The organism is Comamonas sp. (assembly GCF_036666375.1).
Taxonomy (GTDB): domain Bacteria; phylum Pseudomonadota; class Gammaproteobacteria; order Burkholderiales; family Burkholderiaceae_C; genus Comamonas.
Genome location: NZ_JAVWWA010000031.1, coordinates 23,926 through 47,054, shown reverse-complemented (window position 1 = coordinate 47,054; position 23,129 = coordinate 23,926). Strand labels below are relative to the sequence as shown.

19 protein-coding genes are annotated in these 23,129 nt (G+C 60.7%); 6 read left to right on the top strand and 13 right to left on the bottom strand.

Going from position 1 to position 23,129, the window contains the following annotated elements; genetic code table 11:
* Positions 1-364: 364 nt before the first annotated feature.
* The gene (locus RR928_RS10110) at positions 365-1,696 is read right to left on the bottom strand and encodes an MmgE/PrpD family protein (RefSeq protein ID WP_332548411.1); all 1,332 of its coding nucleotides are present in this window, start codon (positions 1,694-1,696) and stop codon (positions 365-367) included.
* A gap of 181 nt (positions 1,697-1,877) precedes the next feature.
* Between RR928_RS10110 and RR928_RS10105 the strand changes: the two genes are divergently transcribed.
* Positions 1,878-2,846, top strand: a complete 969-nt coding sequence (locus tag RR928_RS10105) for a Bug family tripartite tricarboxylate transporter substrate binding protein (RefSeq protein WP_332548410.1) — start codon at positions 1,878-1,880, stop codon at positions 2,844-2,846.
* Between the two features lie 12 nt (positions 2,847-2,858).
* On the opposite strand, the gene RR928_RS10100 is transcribed toward RR928_RS10105, so the two are convergent.
* Both RR928_RS10100 and sbcD read right to left on the bottom strand, forming a co-directional pair.
* Complete coding sequence (locus RR928_RS10100; protein ID WP_332682397.1) at positions 2,859-6,293, bottom strand: AAA family ATPase; 3,435 nt, start codon at positions 6,291-6,293, stop codon at positions 2,859-2,861.
* Positions 6,290-7,531: an exonuclease subunit SbcD gene (gene sbcD / locus RR928_RS10095; RefSeq protein WP_332682395.1), complete on the bottom strand. Its 1,242-nt coding sequence runs from the start codon at positions 7,529-7,531 to the stop codon at positions 6,290-6,292. Before sbcD ends, RR928_RS10100 begins: the two co-directional genes overlap by 4 nt.
* A gap of 370 nt (positions 7,532-7,901) precedes the next feature.
* Between sbcD and RR928_RS10090 the strand changes: the two genes are divergently transcribed.
* The 3 genes from RR928_RS10090 (at position 7,902) to RR928_RS10080 (ending at position 10,299) form a co-directional block, all read left to right on the top strand.
* Complete coding sequence (locus tag RR928_RS10090) at positions 7,902-8,093, top strand: hypothetical protein (RefSeq protein ID WP_332548407.1); 192 nt, start codon at positions 7,902-7,904, stop codon at positions 8,091-8,093.
* 86 nt (positions 8,094-8,179) lie between these two features.
* On the top strand, positions 8,180-9,436 hold the full coding sequence (locus tag RR928_RS10085; RefSeq protein ID WP_332548406.1) for a radical SAM protein: 1,257 nt from the start codon (positions 8,180-8,182) through the stop codon (positions 9,434-9,436).
* 17 nt (positions 9,437-9,453) lie between these two features.
* Positions 9,454-10,299, top strand: a complete 846-nt coding sequence (locus RR928_RS10080) for a retropepsin-like aspartic protease (protein WP_332682392.1) — start codon at positions 9,454-9,456, stop codon at positions 10,297-10,299.
* A gap of 461 nt (positions 10,300-10,760) precedes the next feature.
* Here the strand turns inward: RR928_RS10080 and RR928_RS10075 are convergent, their stop codons facing one another.
* From RR928_RS10075 to RR928_RS10055, 5 genes are all read right to left on the bottom strand, one after another.
* On the bottom strand, positions 10,761-12,902 hold the full coding sequence (locus RR928_RS10075; protein WP_332682390.1) for a peptidase domain-containing ABC transporter: 2,142 nt from the start codon (positions 12,900-12,902) through the stop codon (positions 10,761-10,763).
* Positions 12,903-12,950: 48 nt separating this feature from the next.
* Entirely contained in the window at positions 12,951-14,261 is a 1,311-nt protein-coding gene (locus RR928_RS10070; protein ID WP_332682388.1) for an HlyD family secretion protein, read from the bottom strand.
* A gap of 277 nt (positions 14,262-14,538) precedes the next feature.
* Positions 14,539-15,354, bottom strand: coding sequence for a YdcF family protein (locus RR928_RS10065; protein WP_332548402.1), 816 nt, complete (start codon positions 15,352-15,354; stop codon positions 14,539-14,541).
* Between the two features lie 193 nt (positions 15,355-15,547).
* Positions 15,548-15,877 (bottom strand): multidrug/spermidine efflux SMR transporter subunit MdtI, encoded by a 330-nt coding sequence (mdtI, locus tag RR928_RS10060; RefSeq protein ID WP_332548401.1) that lies wholly within the window; start codon positions 15,875-15,877, stop codon positions 15,548-15,550.
* Positions 15,878-15,880: 3 nt separating this feature from the next.
* Positions 15,881-16,219, bottom strand: a complete 339-nt coding sequence (locus RR928_RS10055) for a DMT family transporter (RefSeq protein ID WP_332548400.1) — start codon at positions 16,217-16,219, stop codon at positions 15,881-15,883.
* Between the two features lie 116 nt (positions 16,220-16,335).
* Between RR928_RS10055 and RR928_RS10050 the strand changes: the two genes are divergently transcribed.
* Positions 16,336-17,202, top strand: a complete 867-nt coding sequence (locus RR928_RS10050; RefSeq protein ID WP_332538040.1) for a LysR family transcriptional regulator — start codon at positions 16,336-16,338, stop codon at positions 17,200-17,202.
* On the opposite strand, the gene RR928_RS10045 is transcribed toward RR928_RS10050, so the two are convergent.
* The 5 genes from RR928_RS10045 to RR928_RS10025 all read right to left on the bottom strand — a co-directional run bounded on the left by RR928_RS10045 (position 17,183) and on the right by RR928_RS10025 (position 21,812).
* A complete protein-coding gene (locus RR928_RS10045; RefSeq protein WP_332538041.1) occupies positions 17,183-18,100 on the bottom strand; it encodes an SMP-30/gluconolactonase/LRE family protein in 918 nt (305 codons plus the stop codon). The genes RR928_RS10050 and RR928_RS10045 overlap by 20 nt on opposite strands.
* Before the next feature lie 34 nt (positions 18,101-18,134).
* Positions 18,135-18,956, bottom strand: coding sequence for an NAD-dependent epimerase/dehydratase family protein (locus RR928_RS10040; RefSeq protein WP_332538042.1), 822 nt, complete (start codon positions 18,954-18,956; stop codon positions 18,135-18,137).
* A 19-nt stretch (positions 18,957-18,975) separates the two neighbouring features.
* Entirely contained in the window at positions 18,976-20,268 is a 1,293-nt protein-coding gene (locus RR928_RS10035) for a TRAP transporter large permease (protein ID WP_332538043.1), read from the bottom strand.
* Positions 20,259-20,708, bottom strand: a complete 450-nt coding sequence (locus RR928_RS10030; RefSeq protein ID WP_442881907.1) for a TRAP transporter small permease — start codon at positions 20,706-20,708, stop codon at positions 20,259-20,261. Before RR928_RS10030 ends, RR928_RS10035 begins: the two co-directional genes overlap by 10 nt.
* A gap of 129 nt (positions 20,709-20,837) precedes the next feature.
* Entirely contained in the window at positions 20,838-21,812 is a 975-nt protein-coding gene (locus RR928_RS10025) for a TRAP transporter substrate-binding protein (protein ID WP_332538045.1), read from the bottom strand.
* A 395-nt stretch (positions 21,813-22,207) separates the two neighbouring features.
* Between RR928_RS10025 and RR928_RS10020 the strand changes: the two genes are divergently transcribed.
* Positions 22,208-23,129, top strand: a 922-nt coding sequence (locus RR928_RS10020; protein WP_332548396.1) for a LysR substrate-binding domain-containing protein, incomplete at its 3' end; no start/stop codon positions are given.

Below are 23,129 nucleotides of genomic sequence, written 5' to 3'. Positions count from 1 at the left end.
CTCCAGGCATGAGAACGGGCCGTTCATGGTTCGACAGGCTCACCACGAACGGTGGATGCTCGAGGCACAGGATGAACGGCGTGCGCTCCCGGCATGAGAACGGGCCGTTCATGGTTCGACAGGCTCACCACGAACGGTGGATGGTCGAGGCCCAGGATGAACGGTCTGCGCTCAAGGCATGAGAACCGGGCGTTCATGGTTCGACAGGCTCGCCACGAACGGTGGATGCTCGAGGCACAGGATGAACTGCCTGCGCTCCAGGCATGAGAACGGGCCGTTTATGGTTCGACAGGCTCACCACGAACGGTAAATGCTCGAGGCCCAGGATGAACTGCCTGCGCTCAAGGCAAGAGAGTGGCGTGACTCAAAAGAACCCCACATTCTCCGCACGCTCCAGGTCCCACAACTGCCGCGCCACCCGCTCCAATGCGTCGGCCCCCAGCACCGGCCCGGCAAACTCCTCAAGCTTAGACTGCAGGTCGTCGTCGGTCAGCGGCAGGTCGGGGTCGCCCTTGCGCGTGGGCTGCAGGAAGCGGTGCTGCGTGCCGTCGTGCAGCGTGATCGCCACGGCAGCGGCGCGCTGGCCGGGAAACTGCTGGTCGAGCACGGGCTCGACTTCCAGCACCACGCGCGCCATCAGCGCGCGCAGCGTGGGGTCGGCCAGGCGCGCGGCGTCAAATGCCGCCAGGCGCACGCTGCCAAACAGCAAGGCTGTCGCCACCACATAGGGAATGCTGAAGCGCGCCTCGGCGGCCGTGGTCGGCGCGGGATTGCCGGCAACCGCCAGCGCGGGCGCATAGGTGCTGACGCGGATTTCGGCGATGTCCGCGGCATCTATGCCATGCGCCTGCTGCAGGGCCAGCGCGCCGTCTATGGGCGCAAACGTGTGGCCGCAGCAGGTATGGTTCTTGAACGTCATCGAACAGATGTTGAAGACCTCGCCCAGATCGGCCAGCACGGGCGCCCAGTCGGGCGCGTTGCTCATTGCCACGCCCATGCCCATCTTGCCTTCAAACACATCGAGCGAGCCGGTCACGCCCTGCTGTGCCATCACGGCCGCGGCGACGCCGGCCTCGGCGGCGCGGCCCGAATGCAGCGGCTTGGACATCGAGTCCATCTGGAAGGCCTGCTGCAGTCCGGCGGCAAAGGTCGCTGCAGTGCACAGCGCATGCGTGAACTGCGCCGCATCCAGGCGCAGCAGATAGGCTGCGGCCGCGGCCGCGCCAAACGTGCCTACGGTGCCGGTGTTGTGCCAGTGCTGGTAATGCGCGCGCCCGAGGATCTGGCCTATGCGCGTCGACACCTCGTAGCCGACAATCACCGCGCGCAGGAATTCCTCGCCGCTGGCCTGCTGCTGCTGGGCCACGGCCAGCGCCGCGGAAATCGTCGGCGCGCCCGGGTGGTAGATGGCGTGCTTGAAGATGTCGTCGACTTCGGCCGCGTGCGAGGCCGTGCCGTGGATCAGCGCCGCGGCCTTGACGCTTGCCTGGCGGCCCAGCGCCAGGCGCGCCGCGCCGCGGTCCAGGTCTTCGGCCATGGCCTTTTCCAGCAGCGGCGTGGGGTTCATGCCGTAGCCGGCAATCAGCGCCGCATACCAGTCGACCACGGCGCGCTTGGCATGGTGCATGACATCGGACGTCACGGGTGCGCAATGGAAGCGGGCGCCGAAATGGCCCAGGGTTTCGCTGACGTACATGGGTGATGGCTGGCGGCAAGCACCAGGGAATTGCAGATGAACAAAGGATATGTCTGCCGTACCTGTCCAGACATATCCTTTACTCATGCCAGCCCGCGAAATTGGAACAACTGGCCGCTGCTTGCAGGGCCGAAGATGCAGCCGTTCACCACAAGAATCGCTTCATCCAGGAGACAAGACAATGCAACGCCTCACCGCAATCACCGCCCTGCTGGCCCTCGCGGGCCTGGCCATTGGCAACGGGGCCGCCGCGGCCGACAAGTATCCATCGAAACCCGTCAAGATCGTCGTGGGCTTCCAGGCCGGCGGGCCGACCGACGTGGTCGCACGCCTGGTCGCCAAGGCCTTGCAGGATGAGCTCAAGGGTGCGTTTGTCGTCGAGAACAAGCCCGGCGCGACCAGCAACATCGCCTCAGAGACCGTTGCCGCGGCCCAGCCCGACGGCTACACCCTGCTGCTCGCTGCCGCGCCGCTGACAATGAACAAGTTTGTCTTTCCCAAGCAGAAGTTCGACCCGCTCAAGAGCTTCGAGCCGGTCTCCAAGATTTCCTCGGCGCCCGGCGTGCTGGCCGTGAGCCCCAAGATGCCTGTGAAGACCTACAAGGAGTTCGAGGAACTGGCCAAGAAGAAGCCCAATGCGCTGAGCTACGGCACGACCGGCGCCGGCGGCACCCAGCACATGGCAACCATGCGGCTGGAGCAGCTCACGGGCATAGACATGCTGCATGTGCCCTATTCGGGCGGCTCGGGCGTGCTCAACGACCTGATAGCAGGCGTGGTCGACTCGGCCTTCATGACGTCGACCGGCGCCATGCCCAATCTGCAGGCCGGCAAGGTGATTCCGCTGGCGATTGCCGGCCCGGTGCGCCTGCCCGGCCTGCCCAATGTACCGACGTTTGCCGAACTCGGTCTGCCCGGCATGGTGTCCGACTCCTGGAACGGCCTGCTCGCGCCGGCCGGCACGCCCCAGCCCGTGATCGACCAACTGGCCCGGGCCATCGCCAAGGCCGTGCAGTCCAAGGAGTTCAAGGACACGCTGATTCCCCAGGGCGCGGTGCTGATCGGCAATTCGCCCAGCGAGTTCAAGTCGCAGCTGCAGGCCGAAGTCGTGCACTGGTCCGAGCAGTTCAAGAAAGTCAAGCTCGACTGACCGGCCCAGCGCTCAGATCACCAGCTTCGAATAACCCACGCCCCCGCCTTTCTCCACCCGGATCTGCGCGGGAATGCGCTGCTTGAGCGCCTCGACATGGCTGATGATGCCAATCATCTTGCCGCTGGCGTTGAGCGCATCGAGCGCCGTGAGCGCGACTTCGAGCGTGTCGCCGTCGAGCGTACCAAAGCCTTCGTCGAGGAACAGCGAATCGATCGAGGTCTTGCGGCTCACCAGATCGGACAGCGCCAGTGCCAGCGCCAGGCTCACCAGGAACGACTCGCCGCCCGACAGCGTGCGCGTATCGCGCGCCACATCGCCCTGCCAGCTGTCGACGATGTCCATCTCCAGCACCCCTGTGGGCTTGCGCACCAGCAGATAGCGGCCATGCAGGCGCAGCAGATGCCGGTTGGCGAGATGCAGCAGATGGTCCAGCGTCAGCCCTTGCGCGAACTTGCGGAACTTGTCGCCCTTGGCCGAGCCTATCAGGCCGTCGAGGTGCTGCCACAGGTCGCTGTCCCGGGCCTGCAGCGCGATCTGCGCGAACAGCGCCTGCTGGCTTTCGCGCCGCCGGGCATCGTCTTGCAGGCGCGCATTCGCCGCGCCGCGCTGCGCGCCCAGCTGCGCACGCTCGTCTTCCAGCGACTGCAGGCGCTGCAGCACCACATCTGGCGCGTCGCCCGTGAGCGCCTGGGCCTGCAGTTGCGCCTGGCGCTCGCGCGCGGCCGTCTGCCGCACCCGCTGCTGCTGCACGGTCTCCTGCAACTGCTGCTGCAGCGCGGCGAGCTGGTCGCGCTCGGCCGCTGGCAGCAGCGCCTGCAGATAGGCCTCTTCATCGGCGAACGCGCTTTGCTGCAGCGCCTGCTGCCATGCGGCCTGGGCATCGGCGGCTTCGCGGGTTTGCACATCGAGCGTTGCCTGGGCCTGCAGCGCCTGGCCTTGCAGGCCGGCGAGCTGCTGCGCGCCCTGCTCCATCAACGCCAGGCATTCGGCGAGATCGCGGGCCGGCGCCGGCGCCGGCCCCGTCGCCAGCGCTTCCTGTTCGCGCGCGCGCTGTGCCCACAGCAGCGCCAGGGACTGGGCCGCATCGCGCAGCGGCTGCTGCTGGGCCATGGACTGGGCGAGCTGCTGCAGCCGCGCCTCGCCGGCCTGCCATTGCTGCCAGGCGCCTTGCTGGTGCTGCAGCCATTGCGCGGCTTCCTCGGGCGACGGCACTCCGCCATGGCCGGCGTCGGCCAGTGACGCCTGCAGTTGGGCTTGCAGCGCTGCAGCTGAATGGGCCAGTGTCTCCAACCCTGCCTGCGCGGCTGCGGCGCGCGCCGTCGATTCCTGCAGCGTCTGGTCGGCCAGCGCCTGGGCATTGCGCGCCGTGAGCAGCGCGCGTTCGGCCGCGCCGGCGCGCTCCCCGGCGTCGCGCAGCGCGCGTTCGGCGCGCTCCACGGCCTGCAGCGTTTCGCCCAGCGCGCCCAGCGCCTGCGCGCATTGCGCCTGGGCATGGGCCAGCCGCTCGGGCTGCTGCCAGCCGGCGTCGGCTGGCGCCAGCTGCGCGGGCAGTTGCGCGCACAGCGCCGCCCAGGCCTGCGACCAGCGCCCCGCGAGATCGTGCTCCAGCGCCGCGCGCTGGGCCTGCAGCGCACGCTGCGTGGCTTCGATGCGCGCGAGTTCCTCGGTCGCGGCCTCGCCCTGCTGGCGCAGCGCATCGAGTTCGGCACGCCGCTGCGCGAGCTGCTGGCGCGTGGCCGAAGCATCGAGCGCCGCATAGCTTTCGACCGCCGGGTGTTCGAGCGCACCGCACAGCGGACAGGCTTCGCCGGGCTGCAGCGCCTGGCGGTGTTCGGCCAGGCTCTGGATCAGCTGCTCGCGCTCGAGCAGTTGCTGCTGGCTGGTGACCAGTTCGTTGGTGAGCTTCCACTGGCTGCGCAGCTGCGCGCGCAGCGCGGCCTGCGCCTGCTGTTTCTGGGTCGCTTGCGCCTCGCCCTGCTGCAGCGCGTGCAGCTGCTGCTCCAGGCCCTGGCGCTCCTGCGCGCGTTCCTGCAGCCCCTGCCAGCTGTGCGCCTGCGCCTGCAACTGCTGCCAGCGCGCGCGCAGCGTGGCGCTGTCGCCCTGGCCGTCGAGCAGCGTCTGCAGCGCGCCGGCCGCGGTGTGCGCCGCGGCCTGGGCTTGGGCCTGCGCCTGCTGGGCGGGCGCGATGCGCGCCGCCGCCGCCGCGGCCTCCTGCGCGGCCTGGGCCACCTGCAGCTGCAGCGCGTTTGCGCCCTGCTGCTGCGCGCTGTGCTGCTGCTGCAGCGCGGCGCGCTGCTGGAACTGCTGGCGCCAGCCGCCGAGCAGTTCGCCCAACTGCGCGTCGGCCGCATGCGCTGCGCGGTACTGCGCCAGGGACTGCTGCTCGATGGCCAGGCGCTCGAGCTGCTGCTGTGCGTCTTGCGCGGCCTGGCCCGCGAGTTGGCGCGCCTGGAGATGGTGGTGGGCCTGATCGCTGCGCAGCTGCTGCGCGGCCTGCGCGAGCCGGGCCTGCCGGGACTGGCTTTCGCTGCGCGCCGCCTCGGCGCGCTGCCAGGCGAGATGCAGCGGCTGCAAGGCCTGGGCCGGAGCGCTCAGCGCCAGGCGCTGCAGTTCGGGCGCGGCTTCGGCCAGGGCCTGCTGCGCCTGGACGCAGGCGCTGGCCGCGGCCTGCAGGTCCGCGCCGGCCTGGGCCAGCTGCTGCAGCCATTGGTGCTGGGCCTGGGCCGTCGCACAGGCCTGCTGCGCGCCGGCCAGCGCCGCCTGCAGGCGCTGGTCATCGGCCAGCAGCGCCGCACGCTCGTCGTCGGACAGCAGTTGCACGCCGTCGGCCTGGGCCTGGTGGCGGGCCAGCGTCTGGCGCGCTTCGCGCGCGTTCTCGAACACCGCCGTGGAGATGTCGCCATAGATTTCCGTGCCCGTCAGTTCCTCGAGCAACTCGGCACGCTCATTGGCGCTGGCCGTGAGAAATGCCGCAAAGCCGCCCTGGGCCAGCAGCATGGATTTGGTGAAACGCGCGAAGTCCAGGCCGGTGATCGCGGTCACGCGCTTGAGCTTGTCGTTGCTCTGGGTGCTCAGGATCTGGCCTTCACGCGTCGCCAGCTCGACCTTGGGCGCCTGCAGCGCGCCGTCCACGCGGTCGCGCGCGCGCCGCTGGCTCCAATGGGCGCGGTAATGCTTGCCCTGGACTTCGAACTCCACTTCGGCCACGCAGTCGGCCGTGTGGCGCGTCATCAAATCGTTGGCCGAAGCGCTGAGCGTACTCAGCCGCGGCGTCTGGTGGTACAGCGCCACGCAGATCGCGTCCAGCAGCGTGGACTTGCCCGCGCCCGTAGGCCCGGTGATGGCAAACAGGCTGCTTTCGGTGAACGGCGCCTGGGTGAAGTCGATGGTCCACTCGCCCTTGAGCGAGTTGAGGTTCTTGAAGCGCAGGCTGTTGATCTTCATTCGGCATGCCCCTCGGCGGCGGCCTGCAGGCGCGCCACGACGCCGCGATAGCGTTCGCTGAGCGCATCCTGCAATTCGGGCGCCAGCGTCTCCTCGGCCAGCCGGCGCGCAAACACTTCATCGGGAGTCAGCTCATCGAGCGACTCACGGCCCTGGGCCGCGAGCTGCGCCGCCTGCGGACCGCGCTGGCGCCGGATGCGCAGCGTCTCCAGCGGCAGGCCCTGCAGCAGCGCCTCGACGCGCGCCGCGAGGTCGTTGAGATAGTCGTCGTCCTGCACCGTGACTTCCAGCCACACGGGCCGCTCGGCCGTGCCCCCGGCCGCGGCCGCCTGCAGCAGCGGCGGCAGGGCCGCAAGACTCGCGCTGACCGCGACCAGTGGCTGGAACACCGGCACCGGCAAGGCCGTGACGGACTGCAGGCCCTGGGCACCCAGATCGACGATCAGCACCTGCTTGGCCTGGCGCGCCTCGTCAAAGCCCAGTGCAATCGGCGAGCCGCAGTAGCGGATATGTTCCAGGCCGCCGACTTTCTGCGGCTTGTGGATATGGCCCAGAGCGATGTAGTCGGCCGCCGGAAAGGCGTTCGTGGGAAAGGCTTCAAGTGCGCCCACATAGATTTCGCGCACCGACTCGTTGCTGCTCGCGCCCACCGTGGTCAGATGGCCGGTGGCGATGATGGGCAGGCTGCGGCCCAGCGACGCCTGCAACTTCGTCTGCAGCAGCTGCGCTTTCGCATATACCGCCTGGTAGGTGGCCTGGATCGCGGACTGCAGCGCCTGCTGCTTTTCCTGCGCCGTCTGCCCGGCCTGGCTTTGCACCACGTCACGCGCCCGGATGAAAGGCAGGGCGCAGACGATGCAGCCGGGCTCGCCGCCGCGCAGCGCCAGGGTCACGACATGCGCGTCCATGTCGCCCACGGCGGCGATCACCGTGGTGTCGAGGCAGGCCAGCAGCGAGAGATTCTCTTGAAGCACGCTGACCGAATCGTGGTTGCCGCCCAGCAGCAGCAGGGCCACGCCCGCCGCATGCAGGCGCGCGACCAGCTGGCTGTAGAGCGCGCGCGCATAGCTGGGCGGCGCACCGGTGTCGAAGATGTCGCCGGCGATCAGCACCGCATCCACGGCCTGGACCTGGACCTGTTCGAGCAGCCAGTCCACCAGCGCCTGGTGCTCGGCCTCGCGGGTCTTGCCCATGAAATGCTGGCCCAGATGCCAGTCGGAGGTATGAAGAATGCGCATAGATGGTGAAAAAGGGCAGTGCCCCTATTCTCCTACTGCGCAGCGCCCGTCCCGGCGGCTATTTCCCGCGCAGCTCCACGTTGACGACTCGCACGCACTGGCACTACGCAGCACCCCGTGGCAAACCTGCAGCCAAGCCAGACGCAGCGCCTGGCCGTCGGTTCCCACTTCGCAGCTCTCTTCCCGCGGGCCAGCAGCCGCTGTGCAAGCCACCAGTGACTTCTGCACGCGGTTGTCACACTCCCTTTCAACATAGCAAAAGACTATCGAATAAACACTATTGACAGTTTTTTTATCTCATCACAATATTTAACTGCCGACCCGTATCGGCAATCAAGCAAATCTTTAACCTCACCTCGCAAGGAAAAGAATGAAATTTTCTGATTTAAAGAAGAAACTGGGATCTGCAACCATCCATCGTTCGGATGAAAAATCCGCCAATTCCATCAGGGAAATTGAAGAAAAATATCTGCCAGGTATTCATGGAGCACTCAATGAAGGCAGCCCGTCCGCGCATAACTATTGGACCCAAGCCTGGGGCAACTGGTCCAAAGCCTTCTAAACATTAAAGACATCCAGCGAAGATGCCACCTAGGCCTCTTCGCTGGTCTTGCATGAATAACATGAGTTCATACAGGGGGCCTGGCAATGAATGAATCAATTGTAAAAATCTATAGCAATGCCAAAACCAGTGCAAAGAAAGACAATGTAAGCACCCAATCAGCATCGCCTCGATGGTCAAGAATCGAGGTGATCCTCAAAGTCACAGAACGCTGCAATATCGACTGTACATACTGCTACTTCTTCAACTCCACCAACCAGGATTTCAAAGAGCATCCCGCTTATATACAACATAAAACCGTCGAGGCCTGCGCGAAATTTCTGGCCAATGCCGTCAGAGAATCGAATGCTCCCTATCTACAAATAGATTTCCATGGCGGCGAGCCGTTGATGATGAAGAAGCATCGCTTCGACGAAATGTGCAATACATTCAAATACCACCTGAATCAGATAGTTGAATTGAAATTTGCCATACAGACCAATGCAATGCTGATTGATCATGAGTGGCTTTCCATTTTTGCAAAACATGAAATATCGATTGGCATCAGCCTTGACGGGCCAAAACATATACATGACACCAATAGAATTGACCACCAGAAAAAAGGCACCTACGATCAATCGATAAAAGGACTTCGCTTAATTCAAGACTCCGATCTTCCAGGACTTGAAAATAGTGCTGGTGTCATATGCGTCATAGACCCCGACGCGGATGCGAGAACAATATTCAATCATTTCGTCGACGATCTCCAACTTAAATCACTGCACTACATCCTGCCTATCGAGGACCACGACACATTCAATAAAGAAAAATACACAAGAATGACAAAATACCTTTGCGATCTATTTGACGCATGGGTGGAAAGAAAAAACCCGGAAATACAGATTCGCTATTTCTTTCGCCTTCTTTCCAGATTGACAGGAGGCAAGAGAACAAAAATCATTACCGATAGAATTTTGAGCGAGACTTTTGCTTTTACCGTAGCCAGCAACGGCGACATCGGCCCGGCGGATGACCTGCGCAATACATTCCCTCAATTGTTCCGAACGAATAACAATGTCTTCGATAGGCAATTGAAAGACTTTATTCACAGCCCCAGTCTATCCAATCATTTTCTAGCGACGCAGGAGAGGCATGAAGAATGCTTGAGCTGCTGCTGGGGCAATATATGTGATGGCGGCGATATATTGGGAAGTGAAACATTCAGGTACTCCAGGCAGAACAGCTTCAAAAACAAAAGTGTCTACTGCACGTCAATTGAAGAACTATTGACCCACATGACGAACTTCACTCTGGAGAAGGGCGTTGCATTTGAAAAAATATCTGAAGTACTGATAACCGACTAATCATCAAAACCCAAATCATGCTCAAACTTCTGGCACTTTTATTAATCACCCTCCACATCTCTTCATCTTTTGCAAAAGAAAAAATAATCATCCCAATAGAGATAAAGGACAAGATACCATACATCCAGATGAAAATAAACAACAAGACAATCCCCTTCGTCCTCGATTCAGGCGCCAAGACCAGCCTCCATCTGACGCCAGAGGTTGCTCAATACATCGACGGATTGCGCTACACAGGAAGGACAAAAAAGTCCATGGATCTTGCAGGGATCATGCGCGAATCGAAAGAGTTTACGGTGCCCGAACTGAATTTTGATGGCATGAAGTTCTCCAATTTGACAGGTGTTATTCTTTCACCCTGGGGAATATATATTGGCGGAGCACAAGGACCAGACCCCAATATTTCAGTAATAGGAATGGACTTTTTCAAAAAAAAGAAAATAATAATAGATTTCCCATCCAACACCTTGACAATGTATGAAGGAGACAAAGACATTTCGAACAATATGGACGATTGGATTCGCCTCCCCTTTGAAATATCGGACGAAGGCTATGTACTGACTATCACGGATGGCAAGAAAGAGTATCGAATGATCTTGGATACGGCTTCAACGGTCTCCATGATGAAGTCGTCATCCATGGGCAAAGACACCATTATCGAAAAATGTGAAGACTACGGGACTGAAAAAATCTGTCGCACCAGGCTCTCATTTCTCGAAAATTACTTTTTAGAACCACTTGTACTGAATCTGGCAAATGAATTTCACGCAGATGGAATTGTGGGCAATGATTTCTTCAGCTGTTTCTCAGTCCTACTGGATCTGAAAAATAAAGCTTTCTATGTGAAACCGCACAAAGTGTAGTTCGACACCGCGACCCATGCCAAGCCGCAGGCCTGTGCATTCCCTGGTCATGGGCTTCACCGTATCGGACACTGCAGCGGCCTGACGCCTCCAGGATAATGCAATGGACGCGCTTGTGCCAATTCTGCGTTCGTCGACGGCATGCCCATCGCTCCCGCGGTACGCGTGATTGCGATGCCCGAATCCCTACCCCTACCGCACCGGCCTCAGCTAGCAAAGACTCGGTCACGGGCAGCCGCCCATGCACTTCACTGCCTCCGCATGATTACCCGGCTTGTTCGCGCGCCTGCCAAGACACCCGACTACAGCGAGGAAAAATCGCTTTCAGGCCGGAAATGCTGACATATTGCAGGTGACCGAACGAAATCAAAATTACCGTACAGATGATAGAGGATCCACTATTGATCTCGAACTGGCGACCTCACAGGGCACCATGCAACTGTGAACAATTGGATTCATGATCAATGCGATTCAAAGGGGGAAATCCCCTGGCACTGGTCTCGCACAATTTGACCTTTTTCCATGACAATGACGCGCTGAGCGCTTCGTATGGTTTCAGGTCTGTGGGCGACGATGATGCGAGTCAGTTCAAACTTTTTTATCACATCGTTTACGGAAGTTTCGTTGCCAATATCCAGATGACTCGTCGCTTCATCCAGAACAAGTATTCTAGGATTCACATAAAGCGCACGTGCCAATAAAATTCTTTGCTTTTGCCCGCCTGAAATACCTGTCCCAATATCACCCACCAACGTGCTGTAGCCCATTGGCATGGCTACGATTTCTTCGTGCACTGCAGAGAAATGAGCGCAAGACATGATTCTTTCTTGATCGGCATAGGCATCAAAGAACGAGATATTATCTGCAATCGACCCTGAAAACAAGGTGTCATCTTGCATCACCGTTCCAAACATTCGCCTAAGATGGGTCCGTTGAATTTTCTCCAACTTCACACCTCCGATCAGGACATGGCCACTGCTTGGCTCCATCAAGCCCAGAATTAATTTCAACAATGTTGTCTTACCACAGCCCGACGTCCCCGTAATGGCCACCGACTGCCCCGATGGGATGAGCAGATTCAAATCTCGCACCACATATGGCTCGGTATCTGAATAGCGAAATGAGATGTTGCACAATTCGACGCTAGGCAACACCTCCTTCATATCCAGATCACCAAATGGCAAATCCTCCTGCGCTTCACTCAGAACGATGTCCGCAACCCTTTCGCCGTGAATTCTAAGCATTTTCAATTCAAACACTTTGTCAATCAGACTGACCATACGCTCGCTGAACTGATCTCTATAACTGATGAATGCGAACAACATTCCAATGGAGAACTTGTTATCCAGCACAGCCAAGGCAGCAAGCCAGATAATTATCACGCGCTCGCAACTGAATATCAAACTATTTGCAGCCTGATAGGAAATCGAAATTTTAAAAATGCGGACATCAGCATTGAACTGGTCAGCCAATGAATTCATCCAACCACTTCGCCGCTCATCAATTTTCCCAAACAATCTAACACTTTGAATCCCGCGTACTGTCTCCATGAAATAGGTATTCTGCTTTGCAGCAAGAATGATCTGCTCTGCCGTTGCATTCTTGAGAATTCCAAAGACAAATAATCTCACCATCACATACATCATCAGACTTGTAGAGACCAACACAGCGAGCATTGGACTATATAAAAGCATCATTATTGCAGCACCGAAAACCAGCACACCATCAATCACACCCTCCACAAATTGAATCGTAATGCTGCGCTGCATCAACTGTATAGATCCGAACTTGGAAACTATATCGCCAATATGCCTTTTCTCGAAAAACTCGACGGGAAGCTTCAACAAATGACCAAATGCGTTGCCAAGCCATTGGAAGTTGAAATTCGTGGAAAGAGCCGCCGTGATCCATGATCGCACGGCAGACACCGATGTTTGTACAACACCCAGCAACAAGAATCCTATCCCCAGCACCTGTACTAGATCACGATCACCGGATATCAAGGCTTCATCAATTAACCATTGCATGTAGAACGGAGAAATCAGTGAGAATGCCTGCAGAACCAGGCCAAGAACCATCAACTGCAGTAGCGCTGTTTTCAGCCCGATAACATGCCCGGTCAAAGAGAAAAAAGAGAAATTTCGCACTTCCCTTTTTTTCTTGAAATCCGCACTGGGAAATACCTCCAATGCGACCCCTGTGAAATGCTTGTCAAAATCCTCGATTCTCAGCATGCGCTCGCCCACGGCAGGGTCAATGATTTCGAAGCGATTTCTCTTCACCGATTTCAATATCACAAAATGATTCATATCCCAATGCAATACGCACGGCATCTTTATCGCATATAAGTCCCCAGTATCGACCCGCAGCGCCCGTGACTGCAAAAGAAGAGCTCTGGCTATTTCCATCAAACTCTTCAAGCCCATGCCCTTAAGAGAAATTGAATGCCTGCGCCGTATATTTACAAGATCAATCTTGTGCCCCCAGTAACTGGCAATCATGCAGATACAAGCGAGGCCACATTCTGCCACTTCTGTCTGCAGAATAACTGGCACGCGCTTGCCGAAAAATCTCACCAGCAGAGGGGCAATTTCGTTTTTCATTTTCTTTCAAGGAATGATGGAATTCTCACAACATCAACCGGCAATCCCTCATGATCTTCCAATGACGCTATACAACGGATCCAATATCCACTCATAGAGCCGTCTTTTTTCCAGATGTATACTCGCATCAAGCAGCATACCGACCTTGATAGGCATCATTTCCCCGTAGGCTTTGATATTTTCTCCATCGAGTTTTAAACGGACTCGGTACATTGGCTCATTTCGCGACTTGAACAAATGCTGAGCGTCTGATCTCGAAAGGTCTTCAGGACGAATGGATGTGTTGGAAATTTCCTTTACACAGGAACTCAACTGTCCAAACTTCTGATACGGATAGGCTTGCAGCCGAATGAGGACCTGATTTCCTGGTTGAATAAAGCCAATGGCCTTGGACGAGACATATATCTCGGCTTCCAGTTTCGCATCGGCAGGCAACAATGAGGCAAGCGTTTGACCAGGAAAAACGGTCTGGCCTACCTCAGTAGTAACCCCAGAGATGATTCCATCGTGAGACGCTCTGATGAAAATTTCGCGTTTAAATTCATTATCTATGATATTCTGATCTACCTCCAGGATATTTCTTTGTATCGCAGAGGCATCGCGCTGATATTGAATTTTCACATCCTGAATTTCACTTTTTGCCGCCTGTAAATTTCGCTGAGCCAGCATTTTCTCTCTTTCCATATCCGACCATCGCTGGCGTTGATCTAGAAAATCCGCTTGCTTCTCCTGTATTTGCGCTGTAGAAATATAATTTATCGCATGGAGTTCGCTAAAACGATTCAATGCTCCTTCGGCTAGAATCATTCGCTGTTTCTGCAGATCAATCTTCTCTTCCAATTTTTGAATTTCAATAGTCAGATTGACAATGCGGTTTTTTATTTCCACCAGGCGCTGTCGTGATTGCCAGTTCGACCTATCCAAGTCTGTTTCCAAGCTGTTTTTCTTGCTCTGCAGGATTTCAGAGATCTTGGTTTGCAGGCCGACCGACTCCTGAGTAAATTGTTCAGTCGACAAAACAAAAACAACCTCCCCCGATTTCACCTGCTGCCCTTCTTGTATGCGTTGCAACTTGACCACTCCGCCTTGTGCTGCAACAAGACGAACCAAGCCAGAATTCGGAAGAATTATTCCGCTGCTTTTAATCTTTCGCGTCGTTGAAAAAAAGAACAAAAATGCAATCAAGACGATTGCAATACCAAGAAATATAAAAGTCAAAACGCCAAAATTAACCGGCCGCGTCAATATGACTTTTCCATATGCACTGACGCCAGCGTGCTCTAATGCAGACCGCCTGAAGAATGAATCATCAGAAAAGGCCCTGTTGATCACATCGCCTGGAATTCTTTGTTTAGACAAGATTATTCGTCCACTCAAATAAGAAACAAAAAATGTCCCGCATCGAATACCGACTTGTGGCTTGACAGATCAGACAGCCACGGAAGTCGATGTCGCGGCCAGGCATCTCAATCAGTGCCGTCGGCACCTTGCCGCGCCACACCCGCGCGCGGGTCATGTCCGCAACACGGTCCGGGCGGGGTTCAATGCTTTGAACAGACAAGAAAAATGCCTGGGGTGATGATGCCTCGCATCGGCACCCGACTCCGACAAGGCGTCAGCGACCGCATCGCGCCGTCTATGAACCCGGGGCCGTGCCGCCTCGCGCCGCTGCAGCGTTGCGCGTTGAGACCTGAATCGCAGGTCTGGCGCGGGGAGGCTCGATGTCCCCCGTGGCCAGGCGCAGGTGATAGCGCGCGATATCCAGGTATTCGTGCAGGGCTTCATCGGTCACGGTGAAGTTGTGCGGACTGGGCAGCAGCGACTTGTGCGCGCACAGGTATTCGGCGCGCACCTGCGTCGCGTCTATGCCGAAATGGGCGAAATACAGTTGGCTGCGGCGCAGATGCACGCCCGACGAGATCAACACCACATGGTCGGCAGCAAAATGCTGCAATACGTCGCTGCTGAACCGCGCATGCTGCCACGTGGTCGTGCCGCAGGGCTCGATCAGCACATCCTCCCCGGCCAGTCCCAGGGCCAGCAGGGCCTGGCGATAGACCTCGGCTGCGGAAACGCCGCTGTGTGCTGAATCTCCCCCATTGAGGATGATCTTGCAGTCGGCACCCGTTGCGCGGCAAGCGCGCTGCAGCGTGGCCGCCTCGACAATGCGCGCATAGGACGTGAGTCCTGGCTCTATGCGGCCGGTGGCGGCGATCTTGTCCGTGCCCGCGCCCAGCACCACGATCGCGTTGCGCTGACCCCAGACATGGGCTGGTTTGGCGCCATAGGAAGCTTGCAGGTCGTCCAGCATCCAGGCCGGAACAAGGCCGCAGCCCACGCCGAGAAACAGCAGCGCCGCCAGCGCGTACAGCGTGCGGCCCAGGCGCCGCCGGCGCAGGGCCATGCATGCCGCGGCCAGCACCAGCAGCCCGAACAGCAATCCGAGCGTCATACGCTGCCGGCGCACGCGGCGTGCGCTGCGGGCCGGAGCGTGAAGCAGTCCAGACCTTTTTTCACGGAACAGATGGTGTGCATGACAACTCCTTGAATGCAGCAAAAAAAGGGGGCAATGGAATCAACTTGAAAGATAGCCAAAATAAATCAATTGGTCAACATCGATTGCATCCAGCCATGAGAAAGCGCCTTCATGACAGCTTGAGCAGCAGCACGCCGACGACGATCAGCGCAATGCCCACGCAGCCGCGGCGCGCCAGCGGCTGGCGAAAGAAGATCCAGCCCGCCGCCGTGGTCAGCACGATGCCCGCGCCGCCCCACAGCGCATAGGCCACCGACAGATCGATGCCCTGCACGGCCTGGGACAGCGCGGTGAAGGACGCGAGCACGCACACGATGCCCAGCAAGCCCCAGCTTTTGCGCCGCCAGCCGGAAGAATGCTTGATGAAGACATTGGCCGCCACTTCGAGCAGCACGGCCAGTGCCATGTAGGCATAGTGGATGAATTGTGCGTTTTGCATGGTTTACTCCTGGGCCGGCTTTCCGCTGGCGTTGACCAGCACCACGCCGGCCACCAGCACCGCCATTCCCAATGCCTTGAGCGGTCCTATGCTTTCGCCGAAGAAGCGCCAGCCTATGAAGGCCACGGCCGTCAGGCCCAGCGTTTCCCAGGTGGCATAGGTCACGGCCATGGGAATGTGCTCCATGGCCGTGGCCAGCAGAAAGAACGACAGGCCGATCATGGCGTACATGAACAGCAGCGCCGTCCAGCCCGCGTCCTGCGAAACCAGCTTCATGACGCTGACGCCGACGATTTCAGTGGCCACCGCCGCGAGCAGAAAAATCCAGGGGCGCGAGACCATGTCAATCCTTGAAGTTGAGAAGAAGAACAGCGTTGTTGCCGCTGTGCCGCCATTATTCAAGCACTCTGCCAATTGAAAAAGTCAACATCCATCTGTTTTTTAGATAGAGTAGCGCCATGCACTGGACTCTGGACCAATTACGTCAATTCGTACTCACGGCCGAAAGCGGCTCTTTCAGCGAGGCCGCGCGCCGGCTGGGGCGCGCGCAGTCGGCCGTCAGCACCGCCATAGGCCTGCTCGAGGCCGACCTCGACATCGCGCTGTTCGATCGCTCACGGCGCAATGCCCAGCTCACCGATGCCGGCGAGCTGCTGCTGCTCGAAGCGCGCGAGCTGCTGCGCCAGGCGCAATCGCTGGACCAGCGCGCGCAGTCGCTGAGTGCCGGCGGCGAAGCCAAGCTGGCGCTGGCGCTGGACGAAGCCCTGCCCTATACGGCCGTGAGCACGCTGATACGCGAGATCGCCCAGCGCTTTCCCGATCTGGAACTGACGCTGCTCAACGGCACGGCGACCGAAGTCGCGGACTATGTGGACCAGCAGCGCGCGCAGATGGCCATCCATTTCGTGCGCGGCGCGATTTCCGCGCGCTTCGACCAACGCCATATAGGCACCGTGGCCCAGGGCCTGTTCGTGCCCGGCGGCCATGCGCTGACGCGGCGTCAGCCGGTGCAGCGCAAGGACCTCGTGCCTTACCGCCAGTTGATACTGCACGCCGAAGACGTGCACGAGACCGCCTACAGCCCCAAGGTCTGGCGCTCCGACAGCTTCTACAGCCTGGCCGAAATGGTCGCCGACGACCTGGGCTGGGCCATCCTGCCGGTCAACATCGCGACCGACGATACCTACCGCAAGCCGCTGCAGCAGCTCGACTGCCCGTCGCTGGCCCTGCCCCAGCTGTCGGTGCGCGTGCTCTGGTGCCAGGGCTGGCAGCCCGGGCCCACCGCGGCCTGGGTGCAGACGCGTTTCACCGAGCTGCTGGTGTAGCGACGCGCGCGGGAAACTCGGTTTCCGCAATGCCGCGCGTGCCCGGGCGCAGCGCGAACACGCCGCCCGCGGGCGAGTCCTGCGGCGTGCCTGGCAGGCGTATCGAGGTCACGAACAGCGTGTCCAGGCCCGCGCCGCCAAACGCGCACATCGCCGGCTTGCTGACCGGCACGGCAATCGAGCGGTCCAGCCGGCCCTGGGGCGTGAAGCGCAGCAGCAGGCCGGCGTCGTTGGCGCAGATCCAGTAGCCGCCGTCTTCGTCGACAGCCGCGCCGTCGGGGCGGCCCGGGTGCTGGCGCATGTCGACAAACAGCCGCTGGCCCGACATCGTGCCGTCCTGCGGGTCATAGTCGAACTGCCAGATCTGCTGCGACTGCGGGTGCGAATCGCTCAGGTACATGGTGCGCCCGTCGGGGCTGAAGGCCATGCCGTTGGGCGTGAGCAGGCCCGTGTGCAGCGGCTGCAGGTCCGCGCCGGATTCCGCGTCCAGCCCGTAGACCGTGCCCACGGCGCGCGCCGCGGCCATGTCCTGGAACATGGTGCCGGCGCGAAACCGCCCCTGGCGGTCGCAGCGGCCGTCGTTGAAGCGCATCTGCGCCAGCGGATGCTGCACCCTGGCAAGCCACTGCAGCTGCGCCGCCCCGCCCTCGGGGGCGAGCGTGGCCAGCGCAACGCCGCTTTCCAGCCCGCAGATCCAGCGCCCCCCTGCTGCGGGCGCGATGCATGCGACCTGCTCGGGCAGCAGCCAATGCACGAGGCTGGCGCCATGCGCCTGCCAGCGCCAAATCCTGCGTGCCGGAATATCGACCCAGAACAGCGCATTTTCTTCGGCACGCCACACCGGGCTTTCGCCCGTGGCATGCCGGCCATCGACCAGCAATTCGACCTTCACTTCCATCTGCCCACTCCTTTGGCCGTGACGGCCTGTCGTTTCAGCCCGCGCGCTGCGCGCCCGGGCGCTGCGCGGGCGGCGTGTAGTCCAGCGTGACGAACTCGCCGCCCTGGAAGCTGCGCGCCACGGCGTTCATGCGGTTGGGCCGCGCCAGGATCTCGGGCGCGAAGTCCTCGGCGTTCTGCTGCGGCGCAAAGCCTATGCGGTTGCCTTCGGACAGGTCGTAGTAGGCGCGTTTGTTGTCCGAAATTCCCCAGACCACGGCGAAATCGACCGGCGCCTCTATGCAGCGCAGCGCCAGCGCGACCAGATCCTTGGCCCCCATCCAGGTGCTGAGCTGGCGAAAGTCCTCGGGCGGGCAGTCCTTGGTCGTGCCTATGCGCAGGCAGATGCCTTCGATGCCGTGCTTGTCCCAGTACATGCGCGCCATCGCCTCGCCCCAGACCTTGGACAGGCCATAGAGGCCGTCGGGCCGATAGGCGGCGTCCGAGCGCAGCTTGACGTCCGCGCCGTACATGCCGAACGCATGGTTGGAGCTGGCGAACACCACGCGCTTGACGCCGTTGCGGCGCGCGCCTTCATACACCGCGTGCAGCGCAATCAGGTTGTTGTCTATGATTTCCTGCAGCGGCCGCTCTATGCTGGTGCCCGCCATGTGGATCAGCACATCGACGCCCTCCAGCAGCGCGTCCACGGCCGCCGCATCGCGCAGATCGCCATGCGTCAGATCCTCGCCGGCATGCAGCGCCGGCGCCGGCTCCAGGCCCACGGACGAGCGCAGATCGATGCCGTGCTTTGGCAGCTCGCGCCGCAATACCGTGCCTACATGCCCGCAGGCACCACTCAGTGCAACCTTGACCATTTTTTTCTTCCTTGCGATTTCAGTGTGCATAGCCCATGAGCAATCGCGGCAAGGCCAGCGAGAACGCAGGTACATAGGTGACGAGCATCAGCGTCGCCACCAAGGCTCCGTAGAACGGCCAGATGGTGCGCATCACCTGTCCGACCGAGATGCCGCCGATGGCGCAGCCGACGAACTGCGTCGTGCCCACGGGCGGAGTGTTCAGGCCCAGCGCGCAGTTGAGCAGCATCACGATGCCGAACTGCACCGGGTCCATGCCGTACTTCATGGCGATAGGCAGGAAGATGGGCGTGGCGATCAGGATCGTTGCCGCCATGTCCATGAACGTGCCCAGCAGGAACAGGATCACGTTGATCAGCAGGAACACCTGCCAGGGCTCGAGCGACACGCTGGAGATCCAGCTGCCCATGAAGTCCGCGACTTCATACAGGCCCATCAGGTACTGGAACATGGCGGAGACGCCGATCAGCAGCAGCACCACGCCCGTGGTCTTCACCGCCTTGGCCGCGGCCTTGATGAAGTTGTGCCAGCTCATCGTGCGGTAGATGAAGAACGTCAGCAAGATGGTGTAGACCACGGCCACCGACGCCGCCTCGGTCGCGGTGAACACGCCCGACAGGATGCCGGCCAGGATCACGACGATGATCAGCAGCCCCGGCACGGCGGCCACGGCAGCGCGCCAGACACCGGACCAGCCGGGGAAAGTGCCCGCGGGATAGCCGCGGTGCACGGCCACCAGATAGGCCGCGACCAGCATGCAGATCATCAGCAGCGCGGCCGGCAGCAGGCCCGCGGTGATCAGCGCGCCTATCGACACCGAGCCGCCCGCGGCCAGCGCGTAGATGATCATGTTGTGGCTGGTGGGCATGAGCGCGCCGACCAGGGCCGCATGGGTCGTCACGTTGACCGCGTAGTCGGCGTGGTAGCCCTCCTTCTTCATCGCCGGAATCATCACCGAGCCCATGGCCGAGACATCGGCCACGGCCGAGCCGCAGACGCCGCCGAACAGCGTGCAGGCCACGACGTTGGACATTCCCAGGCCGCCGCGCACATGGCCGGCGACGCTGTTGGCCAGGCGCACGATCTTGTCGGCCACGCCGCCATAGAGCATCAGCTCGCCGCTGAACACGAAGAACGGGATTGCCAGGAAGGAGAAGATGTTCATTCCGGACATCATTTGCTGGAACAGCACGCCTATGGGCAGGCCCTCGTAGAGGATGGTGACGATGGACGCCAGGCCGATGGCAAACGCCACGGGCACGCCCAGCACCAGCAGGCCGAAGAATGCAATGCAGAGAATGGTCAGTGCCATGAGGGCTCCACTTCCGTGCCGTCGATCAGGGCAACGATGTGTTCTATGGAAAACGAAATGATCAGCAGGCCGGACAGCACCAGCGGCGCGTAGCGCACCGCCTCGGGCAGGGCCAGGTTCGGGATCTTGTAGCTGATCACCGACTCGCCCAGCATCAGGCCGTTGTAGACCATGGCCGCGCCAAAGAGGGCGACCAGCGCGTGGATCACGAACTCGATGCGCTGGCGCAGTTTGTCGGGCGCCAGCACCAGCAGCGACTCCAGGCCGATATGGCCGGCGTCGCGCACGCCCACGGCCGCGCCCAGCAGCGTGACGTAGAGCACGATGATCAGCGACAGGCTTTCGGTCCAGGTCGGCGAACTGTTGAGCACATAGCGCCCGAACACCTGCCAGAACACGATGACGACGATGAACAGCAGGCCGGCGACGCTGGCGACCATGCAGGCCTTGGCCAGCGGCGCGTTGATGCGCGTCAGAAGCCGCGCCGGCGCAGGCACGGCGCTGCCGGGGCCGGCCTTGCCGCTGCCCCCTTGAATCAGGACATTCATGATGGAGCTCCTGGCGCGGGCTTACTTGGCCGACTCGCGGATGCGCTTGACCAGGTCCTGCAGCTTGGGCGTGTTGGCGAACTTGGCGTAGACCGGCGCCATCGCATCGACAAACGGCTTCTTGTCGGAAATGGTGATCACCTGCGTGCCGCCGGCTTCGGCGACCTGGCGCGACTTGGCTTCGCGCTCGTCCCAGAGCTTGCGCATCACGGGCACCGACTCCTTGGCGGTCTTGCGGATCAGCGCCTGGTCTTCCTTGGGCAGCGTGTCCCAGATCTTCTTGGAGAACACCAGCACCTCGGGCACCATCGAATGCTCGGTGACGTTGTAGTACTTCGCGGCCTCGAAGTGGCGCGAGGATTCATACGAGGGCCAGTTGTTCTCGGCGCCGTCGACGATGCCGGTCTTGAGCGCGGTATAGACCTCGCCGTAGGGCATGGGCGTGGGGTTGGCGCCCATGGCCTCGACCATGGCGACGAACAGGTCGGACTGCTGCACCCGCACCTTCATGCCCTTGACGTCGGCAAAGCTCTTGATCGGGCGCTTGGCGGTGTAGAGCGAACGCGCGCCGCTGTCGTAGTAGGCCAGGCCGATCATTCCCTGCGCGGCCATCGCGTCCAGCACTTCCTGGCCTATGGGGCCGTCCAGCGTCTGGCGCATGTGCGTGGTCGACTGGAACACGAAGGGCAGCGAGATTGCAATCGTCTCGGGAACGATGTTGTTGAGCACTGCGACGTTGATGCGCATCATGTCCAGGCCGCCGATCTTCAGCTGCTCGATGGTGTCGCGCTCGGCGCCGAGCACGGCGTTGGCAAACACCTTGATGCCATGCTTGCCGCCCGACTGCTCCTTGAGCGCCTTGGCCATGGAGCGCACGGCCTCGACCGTGGGGTAATCCGTGGGCTGGTTGTCGGAGGAGCGGAATTCGCGTGCCGAGACGCCCGAGACCGTGAGCGCGATGGCAATGGCAATGGCGCCGTGGAAGAACTTCTTCATGTGATTCCTTGGATGCGCGAACGGGGCATGGACGCCCAGCCGCCGGGTAGAACATTTCAGGCAGCCTCTATCGCGCGCATCGTCACGAGTCCTTGCTGTCTCCTTTTGGAGCCCATGCACGGTGGCTGGGCCCTCTTGTCAGCGTCCGCCCGTTGCCAGGCTGGCGCATGCTGCAATTCTGAAACCGTATGCGCAAAACTTCTATTTCTTATTTAGTGGATGTTGATACCTTTTTGTTTCTCACGCTCTGACCTGCTTCGCGAGCTACGGTGCCGCTGGATATAGTGGAAACCCGCAGTTTTTCACTTACTGGAGCGGTCCGACTCATGCGCTGCCGGCGCCAACAGCAGATATTCTCGGTTCGCAGACATTGATACCTTTTTGTTTAGGAAGACATGGATCTCAGACAACTCCACTATTTCGTCACGGTCGCCGAGGAACGCCATCTGCGCCGCGCCGCCGAGCGCCTGCACCTGTCGCAGCCGCCGCTCACGCGCCACATCAAGGCGCTGGAGCAGGAGCTGGGCGTGGAGCTGTTCGTGCGCACACCGCGCGGCATGGTGCTGACCAATGCCGGCGAAACGCTGCTGCGCGACGCGCGCGCGGTCTTCGGCATGGTCGAGTCGGCCGGCGAGCGCGCCCGGCGCTCGGGCCTGGGCCAGCTCGGCCGCCTGGACGTGGGCATCTACGGCTCGGCGACCTTCGGCGCCGTGCCCGAGGTGCTCAACCGCTTTCGCGCCCGCCACCCGGATGTCGAGATCCAGCTGCATTACGCCCAGTCGCCGGCCCAGGTATCGGCGCTGCGCCAGGGCCGCGTGACCATCGTCTTCGAGCGCCTGCTGCCCAACGACGCGGACATAGAGATCGAACTCGTGGCGCGCGAGCCGCTGGTCGTCGCGGTCAACGAGCACCACCGGCTCGCGGGCCTCAAGTCGGTGGAGATGACGCAGCTGCGCACCGAGACCCTGCGCATAGGCAATGCGCCCATGGAAGCCGCGCGCCTGGTCGAAATGTGCCACCGCCATGGCTTCGAGCCGCATTTCGCGCCCGCGGCCAGCGACGTCATCATGTCGACGCTGCTCACGGCCATAGGCACCGAGGTGGCGCTGGTGCCCACCTCGATGACCCATGTGATGTTTCCGGGCGTGCGCTACATCCCCCTCAAAGCCAGCCCCGATGCCTACATGGACCTGCACTGCTTCTACCTGAAGAACGAGCGCTCGCCGCTGCTGTACTCCATGCTGGACGTGGTGCGCGACTACCGTTCGGAGAGCCTGCAGCGCCCGGCCAGGCGCGCGGCGGGGGCCAAGGCAAAAA